An 18,330-nucleotide genomic window follows, 5' to 3' on the forward strand; every position below is an offset into this window, starting at 1 on the left:
TGTTAAAAGTGCTAAAGGATTTCGTTAATCTTTTCCTTTGGCCTTGCAATTACTGCTTTATTTCCATTTACGATGATGGGACGTTCAATTAATTTTGGATTTTCAAGCATGGCTTGAACGATTTGAGTATCGCTTAATTCTTTTCCTTTATAGTTTTCTATCCAAATACTTTCTTTGGTTCTAACCAATTCAATAGGACTTATGTTTAGTTTTTTGATTACTTCTTCTAACTCAATTTTTGTAAAAGGTTCGTCAAGATATTTTCGTATTTCAAAAGGTTGATTTAAGTTTTCAATTTCGCACAAACCTTCTCTAGATTTGGTACATCTTGGATTATGGTAAATAGTTATCATATTTTCTTTTTTACAAAGAAATAAAAAATAGTACTTTAGTAGCAAACTTAAGAACCATAAAAATTATGTACATAGAACAATTAAAAAACAAAAAATATAGTTTAGGTAGTTATATTCCGATTCCACTTGGATTTATTTTATTGATGTTTTTCAACTTCCTTATGTCTGATGGAGTTGACACCAATGAAGTTATTCAGCAGACTATTAGTATGATAGGAGTTAATTTAACTTTTGTTGTGTTAGTTGGTCCGTTAGCCTTTGGGTTGTTGTTAGTACTTTTTTGGGTAAAATTTGTTCAAGGACAAACTTTAAGAAGTTTAACTACATCGAGAGCTAAAGTAGATTGGAAACGTATTTTTTTCTCATTTTTCTTATGGGGAACTATCACGACAGCCATGATTTTAGTCCTCTATTACACCCAACCCGAAAATTTTGTTTGGAATTTTAAACCCGAAAAGTTTTTCATTTTTTTAATTCTGGCAATAATTTTAGTGCCAATGCAAACTAGTTTTGAAGAGTATCTTTTTAGAGCGCATATGATGCAAGGAATTGGATTAGCCACTAATAGCAGATTAATTCCTTTGATTGTAACTTCGGTTTTATTTGGATTAATGCATATTGCCAATCCAGAAGTTGGAAAAATTGGTTACATCATTATGGTATATTATATTGGAACTGGTTTTTTCTTGGGAATTATGACCTTAATGGATGAGGGATTGGAATTAGCTTTAGGATTTCACGCTGCAAATAACTTAGTTGGAGCATTGTTATTAACGGCTGATTGGACGGCATTTCAAACTAATTCTATTTTTAAAGATTTATCAGAACCATCAGCTGGATTTGATGTTTTAACACCAGTCTTCGTCATATTTCCTATTTTACTTTTTATTTTTTCTAAGGTGTACAATTGGAAAAATTGGAAAGAAAAGTTAACAGGTAAATTAATTGTAACTAATGAAATAGATACTGTCGCAAATGATTCCAAATTATAAAAACATACACAATCGTTTTAAAATCAATGGTGTTCATTTAGATAAAGAGGCCCTTTTTCAATTGGCTTATAGTTCTATAAAAGAAGGAGAGGTTTATGAAAAAGAGTTGGGTGAATTTTTATTGGATTGGTTAGACGATAAAGAGACCATACAATTAACAACTTCGGGAACTACTGGAACACCTAAAATCATCACAATAAAAAAGGAGGCAATGGTACATTCTGCAATTGCTACCGGAAATTTCTTTGATTTACATCCTCAAGATAAAGCTTTGTTGTGTTTATCAGCAAGTTATATTGCAGGCAAAATGATGATTGTTCGCGCAATGATGCTTGGTTTAGAGTTAGATCTTATAGCTCCGAGTTCGCATTTAGATGACTTATTGTCTCATAAAATTTATGATTTTGTTGCTATTGTACCACTACAAGCTGAAAATAGTTTAGATAAATTAAATCAGTTTAAGAAGATAATTATTGGAGGCGCCAAAGTTTCAGATGATTTAGCTTTGAAAATAAGAGATTTAAATGCAAAAATCTACGAAACTTATGGTATGACAGAAACCATTACACATATTGCAGCTAAAAGAGTAGGAGAAACGTATTTTAATACTTTAGAGCATGTTATAATTACTTCAGATGATAGAAATTGTTTAGTAATTGATGCGCCTAGTATTTCAGATGAAAAAATAGTAACCAATGACATTGTAGAAATTCATAACGAAAAGCAATTCAAATGGTTAGGTCGTTATGATAATGTAATTAATAGTGGAGGAGTCAAATTATTTCCAGAGCAAATTGAAACTAAATTAGTTTCTAAAATTCCTAATCGTTTTTTTATTACAGGTTTACCTGATGCTGTTCTGGGCACAAAAGTAGTTTTGGTAATAGAAGGAAAGGAGCAAAAAATAGCACCTTCTATTTTTGATATACTAGATAAATTTGAGAAACCTAAGGATATTTTATTTCTAACAGAATTTGTAGAAACGGAAACCAAAAAAATTAATCGTAATCAAACACTAGAAAAAATAAAGGTTGTATAAACGGAATTTATAAATTACTCATAAAGATGGATTATGAAGTTATGAAATGAGTAAATTATTTAATAATATCCTTTTATACAACCTTAAAGTAATTATTCCTGCATTTTTAAATAATAATCAACAGAATGTTTTCCGCTGCCAAAGAATATGAAAAATACACTAGTAGCAAATGCTAGCATGGATTGAACAAAATCTGACGGATTAAATTCTCCAATAAAATTTATCATGAAAGCACCAAATAGTATAGGTAATTGTACCCATATCGACCAACGGGTTAAGAAGCCAATGATAATCATTACTCCTCCAGCCATGTGTGCCATTGCAACATAATGAATTAGTAGCATTTCACTACCAAAACTTCCCACAGTATTCAAAATTTCATGTAAGTACTTTTTATCTATCATAAAAGAAACACCTTTTAATAATAAAAAACCTCCTAAGAAAACTCGCAATATATCTATTGGAATACATGTGTTTGCATTAGCCCATTTATTCAACTCTCTAATTCTAGCCATAAATAAACGGATTAAATTTATACACTGCTAATTTACTAAAAATTAACACATTATGATTTTTTTGTAACGTTAATTAAAACATAAATTAATAAAAAAAAGAAGACTAATTGTCTTCTTTAATTTTAACATAAAACTGATTATCATAAATTTGAAAACTCTTTTTGCTAAGTTTTTTTAGTTTAATTTTTTGTTCTTTTAATGTTGGTTTTAGCCTGATTTTTTTGTCTTCAAAACCAATATCAATAGGCATGTTAAAGTCTTCATTTACATTGTCCCATGAATAATATAAATAGTCTCCTTTGATTTTATAGATAAAAATAGGAAGTTGATTGGTATACAAATATTGTCTAAATACAGGTGTTAAATCTGTACCAGAAGCCTTGTTAAAGTAGTCAATAACAGTATCAGAAGTAATAATTTTCTTTTTGAAAGTTTCTGAATAATCATATACCATTTTCCACCATTTTTCATCATCGCCAATAATGTGTCTTAATGTGTTTAATAATAATGAACCTTTGTAATACATATCACCCGAACCTTCATTGTTCACTCCGTATTGTCCAATAATTGGTTTGTCGTTACGTACATTTTTAGCTTGGCCATTAATGTATTTCATAGCATCATCATAGCCTTTTATACACTCAATAAATACTGTTTCAGAGTATGTTGTAAATCCTTCATGAATCCACATATCGGCAATATCCATACTAGTAATGCTGTTTCCAAACCATTCATGACCTGTTTCGTGAATCGTAATATAATCGAAAAACATACCAACGCCAGTTCCCGATAAATCAAATCCCATATAACCCTTTTTGTACTTATTGCCATAAGCAACAGCGCTTTGGTGTTCCATACCTAAATAAGGGGTTTCTACTAATTTGTAGCCATCTTCCCAAAACGGATAGCGACCAAATTTCGACTGAAAACATTCCATCATCGGCTTCACTTCCATAAAATGTTCGCGAGCTTTTGCTTCGTTTTCTCTTAAGACATAATAATCTAAGTCTAAATCAGGCATTTTATCCTGAATGTGAACATAATCGGCAATATTTACCGTTATCGTGTAATTGTTAATAGGATTTTTAACTTCCCAATCCCAACGCGTGTAACCATTTTTCAAATCTTGAGAACCTAAAAAACGACCGTTTGAAACATTCATTAAACCATTTGGAACAGCTACTTTGATTGAAGCTCCATTGTCTGGTTCGTCTGTTTGTGAATCTTTTACCGGATACCACAGACTAGCTCCAGTTCCTTGAACTGCAACGGCTATAAAGTCTTTACCGGCTTTGTCTTTTGAAAATACAAAGCCTCCATCCCAAGGAGCATTTTTGGCAATTCTTGGATTTCCCGAATAGTAAAATTTTAATTTATGATTCGATCTTGAAGCTAACTTTTCTGGAAAATCAATAAAAACGGCATCATTATCGCGTTTGTAATTTAATTTTTTAGCATTCCAAACAATTGAATCCACTTTCATATTTTCAAATAAATCTAATTGAATTTTTTGAGTAGGAATTACAACGTCAAAAGTTATTTCATTAAATCCTTTAATGCTTTTTTGTTCAGGATTTATGGTAATGTTTAAATCATAACGTTTTACATCATATGACGTTCTTTCAATGCGTAGTCCACCTTGTAATGAATCACGACGGGTAAATTGTGCATTAATTTGTTGTATTCCTAATAATGTGAGGATAACTAAAAAACTGTTTTTCATAGGTGTTGATTTCAAAATCTAAATATAAGAGTTTGAATTGAAAAAAATGTTACAAAAACATCAAATTTTAAAATTCTGAAGCTACAGTAATAATAAGCTCTTCTTTTGAAATGGGATGTTCAAAAGTCAAACTTTCTGCATGTAAATGCAAACGATTGGCTTTTTTTCCATATAAATCATCGCCTACAATTGGAGTTTTTAAACCCAATTCATGTGAAGCATGTACTCGTAATTGATGCGTTCTTCCCGTAATAGGATAGAAGTATACCAAAGTTTGGTTATTTCTAACTTCAATTTTCTCCCACTTTGTTTGTGCTGGTTTTCCATGTTCGTAACAAACTAATTGTCGAGGTCGGTCGTCCAAATCTACTCGTAAAGGTAAATCGATAAAGCCTTCATTTTCTTCAAAAATACCATCTAATAAAGCAACATATCGTTTTTTAATAGTTCTTTTAATGAATTGACTTTGCAATTTCGCATAGGTTTCTTCGTCTTTTGCAATTAACATCAATCCCGAAGTCGACATGTCTAAACGATGCACAATTAATGGTCCGGTTGCATTTGGATATAATTCTTTCACTCTTTGGTAAACAGAATCCGATATGATTTTTCCAGGAACAGATAAAAATTCAGCAGGTTTATTAATCACAGCTAAAACCTCATCTTCAAAAACTATTTCAATATTTTTTCCTTCCGCTGGATTTTCTTGAAATGGATTTGCCTCCATATCCAAACCATTTAGCATGTGAGATAATAAAATGGGTTCGCACTTACTTTTACAAGCCGGATAAAATTGTTTGTGCTTACGAATTTCCGATTTTGGCGATTGTCCCCACCAAAATTCAGCCATAGCAATAGGTTTTAAATTATGTTCGAAAGCGTAATGTAATAACTTGGGAGCAGCACATTCTCCAGCTCCAGCAGGCGGATTATTGTTGAAAATTTCACCAATGCTTTTTCGTTCACCAAATTGATTTAAAAACGAATATTCAGCAAACAATTTTTGTTGTAAAGTACCCGATTTTAAACGACGTTCTTCTTTAAGTTGGTTGATTTTGTCTAAAAGTAAATTGACTTCTTTTTGTGCATTTTCGATTTGAAAATTCCAATATTTGGTCATTTTTTTGAGTAAAATGCTCTCTTTTTTACTTTGTTCGGAAAGTTCTAATTCTAATTGTTCAATTTCAGATAAAGTTAAATTGGTGAATGAAATTCGTTTTTCATCGCGTTCAACCTTCAATCTTTTGATTTTATCCTTTTGGTTTTGAATATCGGTTAAAGCTTCAATTTTAGTACCGTCTAATTGATTTTTTTTGCTTTGAAGTTCGTCTGAATTTTCTAAAATTTCGATTTGACGATTGATTGCATTTAAAACTTCTTCTTCTTTTCTAAAAAAACCATCTTCGTGTAACATATCAAAAATCGTTGGCACAAAGTGGGGAAGGTGATTCACACCCGCCAGTTTTCCAGAAAAAGCCCATAAATAGCCTAATTCTCCTTCTTGATTTTTACAAACCAAAACCCCAAACATTTTTCCAATCACTAAACCTTCTTGATTTTCTTGTAAACCAAAGTTATGTTCAAAATCGGTTTGTGTTTCTAAATACGCTTGTAATTCATTTGAAGCAATGATGCTCAACTCATGCGGTTCGTAATAAAAAGGAAACGTGAATTTTTCGGGTAAGGAAATACCTGAAATATTGGTTTTGAAGGGTTGGAAGATTGTTTTTTTCATAAAAAAAAGCCACGAATACACAAATATAAACATTCGTGTATTCGTGGTTATTAAGTTTTTAAATTTTGTTTTTTATACTTGAATCACTCCTAAATTAAATTGTTTTTCAATAGGAGCGTGGTTAGCTGCTTCAATTCCCATAGAAATCCAATTTCTGGTTTCTAATGGATCAATGATAGCATCTGTCCATAGACGAGAAGCTGCGTAGTAAGGCGAAACTTGTTCGTCGTAACGTGCTTTGATTTTGTCGAATAATTCTTTTTCTTTTACTTCATCAATTACTTCTCCTTTTGCTTTTAAAGAAGAAGCTTCAATTTGTGCTAATACTTTTGCCGCTTGTGTTCCTCCCATAACCGCTAATTCAGCACTTGGCCAAGCGAAGATTAATCTTGGGTCATAAGCTTTTCCACACATGGCATAATTTCCTGCTCCATATGAATTTCCAACAATTACAGTAAATTTAGGAACTACTGAATTCGCCATCGCGTTTACCATTTTAGCTCCGTCTTTTATAATTCCGCCATGTTCTGATTTTGATCCTACCATAAATCCAGTAACATCTTGTACGAATACTAAAGGAATTTTCTTTTGGTTACAATTGGCAATAAAACGTGTCGCTTTATCAGCAGAATCTGAATAAATAGCTCCACCAAACTGCATTTCGCCTTTGGCATTTTTCACGATTTTACGTTGGTTAGCAATAATTCCAACTGCCCAACCATCGATGCGAGCGTAGGCTGTGATTAAGGTTTTTCCGTAATCGCCTTTGTATTCGTCAAATTCTGAATTATCTACTAATCGTTTGATGATTTCGTACATATCGTATTGATCAGCTCTTGATTTTGGTAAAATTCCGTAAATATCTTTGGGTTCTAATGCTGGTTTTTCTGCTTTCACACGATTGTATCCTGCTTTATCGAAATCACCAATTTTGCCTACGATACTTTTAATTCTGTTTAAAGCATCTTTATCATCTTTAGCTTTATAATCGGTCACACCTGAAATTTCGCAATGTGTTGTTGCTCCTCCAAGTGTTTCATTATCAATAGTTTCTCCAATAGCAGCTTTTACTAAGTAACTACCAGCTAAGAAAATACTTCCGGTTTTATCTACAATCATGGCTTCATCGCTCATAATTGGTAAATAGGCACCACCAGCGACACAACTTCCCATTACAGCGGCAATTTGGGTAATTCCCATACTGCTCATAATGGCGTTGTTTCTAAAAATACGACCGAAGTGTTCTTTATCTGGAAAAATTTCGTCTTGCATTGGTAAATAAACTCCTGCAGAATCCACTAAATAGATAATAGGTAAGCGGTTTTCCATGGCAATTTCTTGTGCACGAAGGTTCTTTTTTCCGGTAATTGGAAACCAAGCACCCGCTTTTACTGTAGCATCATTAGCCACTACAATACATTGTTTGCCAGAAATAAATCCGATTTTTACAACAACTCCTCCAGAAGGACAACCGCCGTGTTCTTTATACATACCATCTCCAACAAAAGCACCAATTTCAATGCTTTTTGCTTTTTCATCTAAAAGATAATCGATTCGTTCACGTGCTGTCATTTTTCCTTCAGCATGTAATTTTTCGATACGTTTTGGTCCGCCACCTAATTTAACTTGAGCAAATCGGTTTTTTAAATCGGAAAGTAAAAGTTTGTTATGATCTTCGTTTTTATTGAAATTAATGTCCATTTGGGTTTTGTTGTTTTATTGGTTGGCTAAAATACGAAATCCATCTGAAAAATAAATTCTTTAGATGGATTTCAAATAAATTTAACTAATGTTAATTTTTATTGTTGAGAATTTGTATCTCTAGCTTGACTATCTCTTGTGTTTTTTTGTACAGTAATGGCTCCAAAAATGGATAGCAAAAACGAAAAAGCGTAGAACCCTTTTTCACTTGGGAGTAAAGTAGCATTCCATAATCCTACAATTAGTAAAACGATTGATAAAATAGTAGCGAACCAGCAAATTCCGTAATATAAATCGGTCACCGGAATATTTTCTAAACGGTCTCGCACGCTTTTTTGCAAAGAAACCACAGCGAAAAGTCCAAACATTAAAACGGTGAAGTAATATCCTTTTTCATTTAACAGCATAGTTGCTCTGAATAATCCGATTAAATAACCAATCATTCCAGTGCCTAATGCAATCCAAGATGCAGCAATAAAAGCCGCTGAAGGTTTTTGATACATATATTAAAATTTATTGTTGTTATGACTTTATTTTTTGGACTCGTTTACCATTCTTTTTAAAATTGCCCATTGTCTTAAAGCGTCTTTAGCATCAATTGCAGGATAACCTAATAGCGTTTTTCCAGCTTCAACATCTCCAGTTACACCAGAACCTGCACCAATAACAGCACCATCTCCAATGGTGGTGTGGTCTTTAATTGAAGCACTTCCGCCAATAATTACACCATTTCCAAGCGTTACCGAACCTGCTAATCCGCTGTTTCCTGCCATAATACAGAACATTCCTAATTTAGAATTATGTCCGATTTGAACTAGATTGTCAATTTTACAGCCATTTCCTAAAACCGTAGAGCTAAATTTTCCTCTATCAACACAAGTATTTGCACCAATTTCTACATTGTTTCCAATAATTACATTTCCAATTTGAGGAATTTTTACCAATCCTTTTTCAGGATCAGGACGGAAACCAAATCCGTCTGCTCCAATGGTTGCATTTGGATGAATGATACAATCATTTCCAATATGACAACGTTCTCTAACCACAGCTCCTGACCAAATGGTAGTATTTTTACCAATAGTACACTCGTCTAAAACGGTTACATTTGGATACAAAATAGAGTTTTCTCCAATTTTTACATTTGGACCAACATAACAATTTGCCCCAATTTTTGCACCATCACCAATTTGAGCTGTATCGTCAATGCTAGCAGTTGGATGAATATTTGTTTTGAAAACGGGTGGAGGAGGAGCAAAAATCGATAAAACTTGCGACATAGCTAAATCCGCATTTTTTACTTTAATAAAGGCTCTATTTTCTCCTGGTTCGATTGAAATATCTTCATTTACAACTGCAACACAAGCTTTTGAAGAAGCCCAAAACTTTTCGTATTTTTTGTTTCCAATGAACGAAATTTCAGTTTCATTAGCTACTTCTAATTGTTCAGGTGCAGTAATTTTTGTTGTTATTGAACCCACGATTGTTCCTTTTAGAACTTCGTTGATTTCTTCGATTGTAAATTGTTTCATTTTTAAGTTTGATTGGTAAATTTTGTCTAAAATATAAAAAGATTTTAGTTTTTTTAAATATTGTATAAAAAAATCCGAATTTCAATAACTGAAATTCGGATTTATAAGCTTTAGATTTATCTGAATTATTCTTCTTTTTGTCCCATCATCATTAAATAGGCTTTTAAGAAATTATCGATATCACCGTTCATAATTCCTTCAACATCACTCGATTCATATCCAGAACGAACATCTTTAACTAATTTATACGGATGCATTACATAGTTTCTAATTTGTGAACCCCATTCGATTTTCATTTTTCCAGCTTCGATATCGCTTCGTTGTGCTTGTTGTTTTTTAAGCTCAATTTCGTACAACTGTGATTTCAACATTTGCATCGCTCGTTGGCGGTTGTCTTGCTGCGAACGCGTTTCTGAACACTGAATTTGAATTCCTGTAGGTTTGTGAAATAATTGTACTTTGGTTTCTACTTTATTTACATTTTGCCCACCAGCACCACTCGAACGCGAAGTAATGATTTCAATGTCTGCTGGATTGATTTCAATTTCGATAGAATCATCCACCAAAGGATACACATAAACCGAAGCAAATGAAGTATGACGTTTTGCATTACTATCAAAAGGAGAAATACGAACCAAACGATGCACACCGTTTTCACCTTTTAAATAACCAAAAGCAAAATCGCCTTCAAATTCTAAGGTAACCGTTTTAATTCCAGCCACATCGCCTTCTTGAAAGTTTAATTCTCTGATTTTATAGCCTTGTTTTTCGCCCCACATTAAATACATTCGCATTAACATGGAAGCCCAGTCACAACTTTCTGTTCCACCAGCGCCAGCCGTAATTTGCAATACAGCACTCATGCTATCTCCTTCATCGGAAAGCATGTTTCTAAATTCTAAATCTTCAATGTGATTTAAAGTGTGTTGGTAAAGTGTTTCAACTTCTTCTTCTGTGACATCTCCTTCTTTGAAGAAATCCATCATAATCTGAAGTTCTTCAGAGAATTCAATTCCTTTATTGTAATCTTCCACCCATTTCTTTTTAGAACGTAGGTTTCTTACAATGATTTCGGCTTCTTTTGGATTGTTCCAAAAATCGGGAGCGAAGGTTTTTTCTTCCTCGTTAGTTATTTCAATCGTTTTGGCATCAATGTCAAAGATACCTCCTTAACGCACCAAGGCGATCAATAATATCTCTGACTTGTTCTGTATTTATCATAAATATTGTAGTTTTACACAACAAAAATAGCTATTCTTTTTTATTCTATGGAAATAAATTTAGTAAGTGATACCGTAACCAAGCCTTCCGTTGAGATGTTAAACGCTATGTTTAATGCTAAAGTAGGTGATGATGTATATAAACAAGACCCAACAGTCAATGAGTTAGAGGAAACTTTGGCTGATTTATTTGGGATGGAAGCCGCTTTGTTTTTTCCTTCGGGAACGATGGCAAATCAAACAGCGATTAAGTTGCATACTCAGCCTGGTGAACAAGTAATTTGCGATAAATACTCACACATTTATCATTACGAAGGAGGCGGAGCTTCGTTTAATAGTGGCGTTTCATGTTGTTTGGTTGATGGAAATCGCGGTATGATAACGGCGGATTTAGTTAAAAACGGTATTAATGACCCCGAATTTTATCACGCGCCTTTAACTTCGTTAGTGAGTATTGAAAACACAACCAATAAAGGTGGTGGCGCTTGTTATGACTTACAACCTTTACAAGAAATTAAGCAAGTTTGCATCGACCATAATTTGAAATATCATTTAGATGGTGCGCGTTTGTGGAATGCTTTGGTAGCAAAAAAACAACATCCAAAGCAGTTTGGTGAATTGTTTGACACGATTTCGGTTTGTTTATCGAAAGGATTAGGAGCGCCTGTTGGTTCGGTTTTATTAGGAAGTAAAGAAGATATGCATCGTGCTTTGCGCATTAGAAAGATTTTTGGTGGAAATATGCGTCAATCGGGATATTTGGCTGCAGCTGGATTATTTGCATTGCAGAACAACATCAGTCGTTTAGAAATTGATCATAGAAGAGCTAAAGAATTAGGTAGTTTATTAGAAAAAATGCTTTGGGTTGCCAATGTGGAACCTGTGGAAACTAATATTTTGATTTTTGGATTGCAACCATCAGTTGATGAAAAGCTTTTCATGGAAAAATTGAAACAAAAAGGGATTGCGATTAGTTCTATGGGACATGGAAAACTTCGTATTGTAACCCATTTGGATTATAAAGAAGTGATGCACGAATATGTAATGGAAGTATTTTCTAAACTAACTTTTTAATTTTGGAAATAGTAATAATTTCAATCGTAGCCTTTTTAACCGCTATTCTAACCTTTTTCTCGGGTTTTGGATTGGGAACTTTGTTGACTCCGGTTTTTATGCTTTTCTTTCCTATTGATATTGCCATTGGGTTGTGTGGATTGGTTCATTTTGCCAATAATTTATTCAAGTTTTTCTTGGTTGGAAAACATGCGAATAAAGAAGTTTTATTAAAATTCGGAATTCCTGCAATTATTGCTGCTATTGTTGGTTCGGGGTTGTTATTACAAATTTCCGATTTAGAACCTTTGTTTAGTTATTCGCTTTTTGGAAAACAATTAGACGTTTTTCCAGTGAAATTCATCATTGCCATTTTATTAGTGATTTTTGCTCTTTTAGACTTGATTCCGTTTTTAAGTAAATTGGAATTTGGAAAAGATAAATTGCCTTTAGGTGGAATTTTAAGCGGATTTTTCGGTGGACTTTCCGGACATCAAGGTGCTTTGCGAAGTGCGTTTTTGATTAAAGCGGGTTTGTCTAAAGAAAGTTTTATCGCCACAGGAATTGTAGTTTCAATGTTTATCGATTTTACTCGATTGAGTGTTTATGCTTCAAAAATCACCACTTATACTTTGTATGAAAATAAAGTATTGTTGATTTCGGCAACGCTTTGTGCTATTACGGGAGCGTATTTGGGTAACCAACTTTTAAAGAAAGTTACCCTAAAATTTATCCAAGTTTTTGTTGCTGTTTTATTGCTTTTAGTAGCAATTGCTTTAGGAATGGGAATTATTTAAACATATCCATTCCTGGAATGTTTGGCATGCCTTCTTTTGCCACAGCGGCTAACTCCGTTTCATGAACGTTTGTAGCTTTTTCGATAGCTTTATTTAAAACGTTAACTAAATAATCTTCTAACATTTCTTTGTCTTGAAGTAAATCATTACTTACGGTAATGTTTTTGATTTTTCTGTTAGCGGTAAGCGTTACTTCAAGCAAGCCATCAGCGCTTTTTTCATCGATTAAAACAAAGTCTAAACGCTTCTTTGTTTCTTCTACTTTTTGTTGGGTTTCTTTTAGTTTACCCATCATGCCCATAATATCTCCAAACATAATTTTTATTTTTTTATTCCGACAAAAATAGTAAATTAGCAGTTAATAATTATTGTAAAACTTCATGAAAAAAATCACGTATTTCCTTTTAGGTTGTGTTATTTTTGCTCCAGTTCACAGTCAAAATAAAACAAAAAAAATGTCTGATAAATTACAGCCACCAGTTGCTAAGATTGTTCCAAAAACTTTAGAAAAACATGGTGATAAAAGAATTGATAACTACTATTGGTTAAACGAAAGAGAAAACCCAGAAGTTATTGATTACTTAAATAAAGAAAACGAATATTATCAAAAATCAACGGCTCATACTAAACAATTTCAAGACGAATTGTTTTTGGAAATGAAAGGAAGAATTAAAGAAGATGATAGTTCGGTTCCCTATTTATACAATGGTTATTACTATATTACTCGTTTCGAAAAAGGAAAAGATTACCCAATTTATTCTCGTAAAAAAGGAAGTTTAGATGCCAAAGAAGAAATCATGTTTGATTGTAATGAAATGGCAAAAGGACACGCTTATTTCAACTTATCTGGATTAAATGTAAGTGAAGATAATAAATGGGTGGCGTTTGGAGTAGATTTAGTTTCGAGAAGACAATATACGATTCAAATTAAAAACTTAGAAACAGGTGAAATTCTTCCTGTAAAAATAGAAAACACTTCGGGAGGTTCTACTTGGGCTGGCGATAATAAAACATTATTCTACACAAGAAATGATCAACAAACTTTACGTTCCGATAAAATTTACAAACATTCATTAGGAACAGAATCTTCTGCTGATATTTTGGTTTTTCATGAAAAAGACGATACGTTCAACACGTTTGTTTACAAAGAAAAATCTAAAAAATATTTGGTGATTGGTTCATCAAGTACATTGACTTCTGAATATCAAATTTTGGAATCTAAAAATCCTAATGGAGAATTTAGAGTTTTCCAAAAAAGAACTCGTGGATTAGAATATTCGATTTCGCATTATGGCGATAGTTTTTACATCGTTACTAATAAAGACAAAGCAACGAACTTCAAATTAATGAAAACACCAGAAACAGCTACTTCAGCTGAAAACTGGAAAGATTTAATCGGACACAGAAAAGATGTTTTGTTAGAAGGAATTGAAATTTTCAGAGATTATTTAGTTGTTGAAGAACGTTCAAATGGTTTAAATAAAATTCAAATTCGTCCATGGAATGGAAAAGGCGAGTACTATTTACCATTTGAAAGCGAAACTTATACAGCATACACAACTACTAACGTAGATTTTGATACTGAAATTTTACGTTATGGTTACCAATCAATGGCAACACCATCTTCTGTGATTGATTTCAATATGAGTACTCAGGAGAAAAAAGTATTGAAAGAACTAGAAGTTTTGGGTGGAAAATTCGATAAGAACAATTACATCGAAGAAAGAATTTGGGCAACAGCAACTGACGGAACTAAAGTGCCAATTTCAATTGTTTACAGAAAAGGTATTAAAAAAGACGGTAAAAATCCATTGTTATTATATGCTTACGGTTCGTATGGAGCTACTATGGATCCGTATTTTTCATCAACTCGTTTGAGTTTATTGGATAGAGGATTTATCTATGCAATTGCGCACATTAGAGGAGGAGAGGACTTAGGAAGAGAGTGGTATGAGAACGGAAAACTTTTAAAGAAAATTAACACTTTCACCGATTTTATTGACTGTTCAAAATTTGTTATTGCAGAAAAATACACTTCGGCAGCACATTTGTACGCAGAAGGTGGATCAGCTGGTGGTTTGCTAATGGGAGCAATTGTTAATATGGCGCCAGAATTGTACAACGGAGTAATTGCACAAGTTCCGTTTGTAGATGTGGTTACTACCATGTTAGATGATACAATTCCGTTGACTACTGGAGAGTATGATGAATGGGGAAATCCGAACGAAAAAGTATTTTATGATTACATGCTTTCGTATTCGCCATACGACCAAGTTAAAAAGCAAGATTATCCAAATATGTATGTGTCTACAGGGCTTCACGATTCGCAAGTACAATATTTTGAACCTGCAAAATGGGTGGCAAAATTGCGTGTTATGAAAACTAATGACAAACAATTATTCTTAGATACTAACATGGATGCAGGACATGGAGGAGCTTCAGGACGATTTGAAGCACTTAAAGAATTAGCTAAGGAATTTACATTTTTATTAGATTTAGAAAAAATTAAGAAGTAGTTCAAAATTTTTTGTTAAATTTGCAAGGTTTTGGAGGTGTCAAAAAGCGCCTAAAAAACAAAAAATCAAGTATAAAATACAATAAATGCTAGTAACGCATAGTATTTTGGAAACATTAAAACAAACAGTATCTTCATATGAAAGAAGAAATAAAAGCCTATAATAGTGTATTAGATTTAATAGGGAATACACCATTAATCAAACTGAGTAAAATTTCAGCTGATTTAACGGGTAATTTCTATGCAAAAGTTGAAGCCTTTAATCCAGGACATTCTACCAAGGATCGTATTGCATTATATATTATTGAAGAAGCAGAAAAAAGAGGTATCCTAAAACCAGGTGATACAATTGTTGAAACTACTTCAGGAAACACTGGATTTAGTTTGGCAATGGTAAGTATCATCAAAGGATATGATTGTATTTTAGCAGTAAGTTCAAAATCGTCGAAAGATAAAATTGATATGTTACGTTCAATGGGTGCTAAGGTATATGTTTGCCCAGCACACGTTTCAGCTGATGATGAGCGTTCTTACTACAATGTTGCTAAAAGATTACATGAGGAAACTAAAGGTTCGGTTTATATTAACCAATATTTCAACGAGTTAAATGTTGATGCACATTATAAATCTACAGGACCAGAAATTTGGGAACAAACAGGCGGTCAAATTACACACTTAGTAGCGTGTAGTGGAACTGGAGGAACTATTTCAGGAACAGCACGTTTCTTAAAAGAGCAAAATCCAAACATTAAAGTTTTAGGAGTAGATGCTTTTGGTTCGGTTTTGAAAAAATACCACGAAACAAAAGAATTTGATAACGCTGAAATTTATCCATACCGTATTGAAGGTTTAGGTAAAAACTTAATTCCAACAGCTACCGATTTTGATATCATTGATAAATTTATCAAAGTTTCAGATGAAGAAAGTGCACACACTACAAGAGAATTAGCTAAGAAAGAAGGTTTATTCGTAGGATATACTTCTGGAGCAGCTTTTCAAGCAGTGAAGCAATATGCTGAAGAAGGAGAATTTGATGAAAACAGTAAAGTAGTTATCATTTTCCCTGATCATGGTTCACGTTACATGAGTAAAGTATTTAGCGATGATTGGATGAACGAGCAAGGTTTCTTTGATTCGGTTAACCAAGAAGAAGCTTTAAAAATTGAAATTATCAAGTAATTTGATTTTAGATATAGAAGAAATCCTGAGTGAAAGCTCAGGATTTTTTTGTTTCACGCTTTTTAAAGTCTACATTAATTAAAAAATAAATCGTAATTTTATAATACATCGATGTTACATTTTAAAACAGTATAACGTGAAGCTAACCAATATAGCAGTAAAGAGCATTTCGCTTGCATTAATAACAGCATTTACAATTGTTGAGATAATTAATAAAGAAACTACGGTTTTTTATATCATCTATTTGTTTTGGTTCGATGAATTCATACGAACGGTTTTTGATAGAGTAGCGTATCGTTTTAAGAAAGAAAACATTGAAAATCCAATTCAATTTCAGCAGCAGAATAAAGAGCGATTCTTCTTGTTAGGTGTTTATTTTATATTTATCGTTGTTTTATTTGGCATCTTAATCGATTGGAAGCAAATGGATTTAATAGGATTGAATTATTCGGTTTTACTCTTTAAAAATCAGATTTTTAACTTTAGTTTACTAACCATTATTGCTAGAGAAATTTATTTGTATCAAAGTAAAATTGATAAAATACTAGCAAAAAGTGTAGCTTCAAATGGAATCATAATCCTGCATATTTCAATAGTTTTAGGGCTATTGATTTGGTTTTTATCCACTCAAAAATTCCAATTCATGCTTGATTATTCTAATGTAATTTCAATTATTCCTTTTTTACTTTTAAAAATAGGGTTTGAATTGAAATCAGTTGAGTAATTTTTGTTTTAGATATAAAAAAATCCCAATTGTAAGATTGGGATTTTTATTTTTTAATTATCTGGAATATTAGGTTCTACTAATTTCTTTAGTTTTTCTAAAGATTCCTGCCAACCCAAGTAACACATCTCAGTAGGAATCATTTCGGGAATGTTTTCTTGTAGTATTTTGATTTCTGTACCACACGAAACTTCTTTTAACCAAACCGAAGTTGTCATTTCGCCTGGTAAGTTGGGGTCATCAAAAGTGTCAGTGTATTTTAAAAATTCGTTGGGTTTGACATCGAGATAAGTTCCTCCAAAAGAATGTCCGTTACCGGTTGTAAAGTTGATGAACGACATTTTAAAACTACCTCCAATTTTTACCTCCATACTATGAACTTCACACAAGAAACCATACGGTGGAACCCACGAAGCCATTGCATTTTTCTCTGTAAATGCACGAAATACCTTTTCAGGTGGAGCCGTTACTACACGATGTAACGATACAAAATTATCTGCCATACTTTTTTGTTACTAATTTACGAAAAAAAAATAATTGGGTTTGATCATGAATTATAAATAGAGATTTTTTGTTTTGTGGCATGTAGTGCAGTTCCGAACTATTGGCTGTAAAGATTAATCATATTTGGGTGTTAAGTATATCTCTTCTTTGTTATTTGTTTTGATAGAAATTCTGATTTCTTTTAAACAAGTTCCTTTTTCATCTTTTGCCACACAATTTATTGAAATTTCATCAATAAGTGTATCATTTTTGTCTTTGATTACAATTTTAGAAAGTTCTTTATTACTGTAATAAAAATGCTGTGTGTGGAACGTTTCAAAATTATCTTCTATTTTATTTAATGTTCCATCAGAATTATAATAATAAATGGCTTCATTTTCTTTGTATTGTTTTTTAGTGTAACAGCTGATACGTTCTCGTTGTTTAGGTTTCCAACGTGTTTTACAATAATAAGGTTCTTTATCAGGATACAATTCTACTACAAACCATAATCTCTTTTCGGTTTCTTGCAATAGATTACCTAACGAATCGACAGTTTTGGAGTATTTGATGCGACCATTTCGAGTAAAAACCATTTCTTTTTTATGCAAAAGTTTTTTCTGATTATTTTCTACTACATATTTTTCTTCGATTGCAGATTTTATTCCATCAGGAAGTAGTTGCTTCTTAGTATACTTTTTAGTAGCGCACGATTGAATTGTTAAGAGTAAGATAATAATAAAAATAACTCTCATAATCGTAAAGTTTAGGA

The 18,330-nt window shown here is 32.5% G+C and carries 18 protein-coding genes; 7 read left to right on the forward strand and 11 right to left on the reverse strand.

Features of this window, described 5'->3' with window-relative positions:
* Nucleotides 1-11 precede the first annotated feature (11 nt).
* Nucleotides 12-353 carry an arsenate reductase (glutaredoxin) gene (gene arsC / locus C8D80_RS01420; RefSeq protein ID WP_133606617.1) on the reverse strand — a complete coding sequence of 114 codons (342 nt, stop codon included), beginning with the start codon at nucleotides 351-353 and terminating at the stop codon, nucleotides 12-14.
* Between the two features lie 65 nt (nucleotides 354-418).
* Between arsC and C8D80_RS01425 the strand changes: the two genes are divergently transcribed.
* Both C8D80_RS01425 and C8D80_RS01430 read left to right on the forward strand, forming a co-directional pair.
* The gene (locus C8D80_RS01425; protein ID WP_133606619.1) at nucleotides 419-1,345 is read left to right on the forward strand and encodes a CPBP family intramembrane glutamic endopeptidase; all 927 of its coding nucleotides are present in this window, start codon (nucleotides 419-421) and stop codon (nucleotides 1,343-1,345) included.
* On the forward strand, nucleotides 1,329-2,384 hold the full coding sequence (locus tag C8D80_RS01430; protein WP_133606621.1) for an AMP-binding protein: 1,056 nt from the start codon (nucleotides 1,329-1,331) through the stop codon (nucleotides 2,382-2,384). The genes C8D80_RS01425 and C8D80_RS01430 overlap by 17 nt, the downstream gene beginning before the upstream one ends.
* A 92-nt stretch (nucleotides 2,385-2,476) precedes the next feature.
* Here C8D80_RS01430 and C8D80_RS01435 read toward each other — a convergent pair whose 3' ends face one another.
* From C8D80_RS01435 to prfB, 7 genes are all read right to left on the reverse strand, one after another.
* A complete protein-coding gene (locus C8D80_RS01435) occupies nucleotides 2,477-2,899 on the reverse strand; it encodes a DoxX family protein (protein ID WP_133606623.1) in 423 nt (140 codons plus the stop codon).
* 103 nt (nucleotides 2,900-3,002) lie between these two features.
* Complete coding sequence (locus C8D80_RS01440) at nucleotides 3,003-4,622, reverse strand: M1 family metallopeptidase (protein WP_133606625.1); 1,620 nt, start codon at nucleotides 4,620-4,622, stop codon at nucleotides 3,003-3,005.
* A 67-nt stretch (nucleotides 4,623-4,689) separates the two neighbouring features.
* Nucleotides 4,690-6,357 (reverse strand): RluA family pseudouridine synthase, encoded by a 1,668-nt coding sequence (locus tag C8D80_RS01445; RefSeq protein WP_133606627.1) that lies wholly within the window; start codon nucleotides 6,355-6,357, stop codon nucleotides 4,690-4,692.
* A 72-nt stretch (nucleotides 6,358-6,429) separates the two neighbouring features.
* On the reverse strand, nucleotides 6,430-8,058 hold the full coding sequence (locus tag C8D80_RS01450) for an acyl-CoA carboxylase subunit beta (protein ID WP_133606629.1): 1,629 nt from the start codon (nucleotides 8,056-8,058) through the stop codon (nucleotides 6,430-6,432).
* A gap of 98 nt (nucleotides 8,059-8,156) precedes the next feature.
* Nucleotides 8,157-8,561: an inner membrane protein YiaA gene (yiaA, locus tag C8D80_RS01455; RefSeq protein ID WP_133606631.1), complete on the reverse strand. Its 405-nt coding sequence runs from the start codon at nucleotides 8,559-8,561 to the stop codon at nucleotides 8,157-8,159.
* A gap of 27 nt (nucleotides 8,562-8,588) precedes the next feature.
* Complete coding sequence (lpxD, locus tag C8D80_RS01460) at nucleotides 8,589-9,587, reverse strand: UDP-3-O-(3-hydroxymyristoyl)glucosamine N-acyltransferase (protein ID WP_133606633.1); 999 nt, start codon at nucleotides 9,585-9,587, stop codon at nucleotides 8,589-8,591.
* A gap of 125 nt (nucleotides 9,588-9,712) precedes the next feature.
* Nucleotides 9,713-10,808, reverse strand: a protein-coding gene (gene prfB, locus C8D80_RS01465; RefSeq protein ID WP_133606635.1) for a peptide chain release factor 2 whose coding sequence is annotated in 2 segments (ribosomal slippage) — nucleotides 9,713-10,744 and nucleotides 10,746-10,808 — 1,095 coding nt in all. Because the reading frame shifts where the segments join, the coding sequence is not laid out codon by codon here.
* A 47-nt stretch (nucleotides 10,809-10,855) separates the two neighbouring features.
* Between prfB and C8D80_RS01470 the strand changes: the two genes are divergently transcribed.
* Nucleotides 10,856-11,881 carry a threonine aldolase family protein gene (locus tag C8D80_RS01470; RefSeq protein ID WP_133606637.1) on the forward strand — a complete coding sequence of 342 codons (1,026 nt, stop codon included), beginning with the start codon at nucleotides 10,856-10,858 and terminating at the stop codon, nucleotides 11,879-11,881.
* Nucleotides 11,882-11,883: 2 nt separating this feature from the next.
* The gene (locus C8D80_RS01475; protein ID WP_133606639.1) at nucleotides 11,884-12,657 is read left to right on the forward strand and encodes a sulfite exporter TauE/SafE family protein; all 774 of its coding nucleotides are present in this window, start codon (nucleotides 11,884-11,886) and stop codon (nucleotides 12,655-12,657) included.
* Here the strand turns inward: C8D80_RS01475 and C8D80_RS01480 are convergent.
* Nucleotides 12,650-12,973, reverse strand: coding sequence for a YbaB/EbfC family nucleoid-associated protein (locus tag C8D80_RS01480; RefSeq protein WP_133606641.1), 324 nt, complete (start codon nucleotides 12,971-12,973; stop codon nucleotides 12,650-12,652). The two genes, C8D80_RS01475 and C8D80_RS01480, sit on opposite strands and share 8 nt — an antisense overlap.
* Before the next feature lie 64 nt (nucleotides 12,974-13,037).
* Here C8D80_RS01480 and C8D80_RS01485 point away from each other — a divergent pair, with 64 nt between their 5' ends.
* From C8D80_RS01485 to C8D80_RS01495, 3 genes are all read left to right on the forward strand, one after another.
* Nucleotides 13,038-15,173 carry a S9 family peptidase gene (locus tag C8D80_RS01485; RefSeq protein WP_162845021.1) on the forward strand — a complete coding sequence of 712 codons (2,136 nt, stop codon included), beginning with the start codon at nucleotides 13,038-13,040 and terminating at the stop codon, nucleotides 15,171-15,173.
* 137 nt (nucleotides 15,174-15,310) lie between these two features.
* On the forward strand, nucleotides 15,311-16,351 hold the full coding sequence (locus C8D80_RS01490) for a PLP-dependent cysteine synthase family protein (RefSeq protein WP_133606644.1): 1,041 nt from the start codon (nucleotides 15,311-15,313) through the stop codon (nucleotides 16,349-16,351).
* 136 nt (nucleotides 16,352-16,487) lie between these two features.
* Complete coding sequence (locus tag C8D80_RS01495; protein WP_133606646.1) at nucleotides 16,488-17,075, forward strand: hypothetical protein; 588 nt, start codon at nucleotides 16,488-16,490, stop codon at nucleotides 17,073-17,075.
* Between the two features lie 53 nt (nucleotides 17,076-17,128).
* On the opposite strand, the gene C8D80_RS01500 is transcribed toward C8D80_RS01495, so the two are convergent.
* Together C8D80_RS01500 and C8D80_RS01505 are read right to left on the reverse strand one after the other, a co-directional pair.
* Nucleotides 17,129-17,578: an SRPBCC family protein gene (locus C8D80_RS01500; RefSeq protein WP_133606648.1), complete on the reverse strand. Its 450-nt coding sequence runs from the start codon at nucleotides 17,576-17,578 to the stop codon at nucleotides 17,129-17,131.
* Nucleotides 17,579-17,692: 114 nt separating this feature from the next.
* Nucleotides 17,693-18,313 (reverse strand): hypothetical protein, encoded by a 621-nt coding sequence (locus C8D80_RS01505; RefSeq protein WP_133606650.1) that lies wholly within the window; start codon nucleotides 18,311-18,313, stop codon nucleotides 17,693-17,695.
* Between the last annotated feature and the right edge of the window lie 17 nt (nucleotides 18,314-18,330).

This window comes from Flavobacterium cheniae (assembly GCF_004363695.1).
Classification (GTDB): domain Bacteria; phylum Bacteroidota; class Bacteroidia; order Flavobacteriales; family Flavobacteriaceae; genus Flavobacterium; species Flavobacterium cheniae.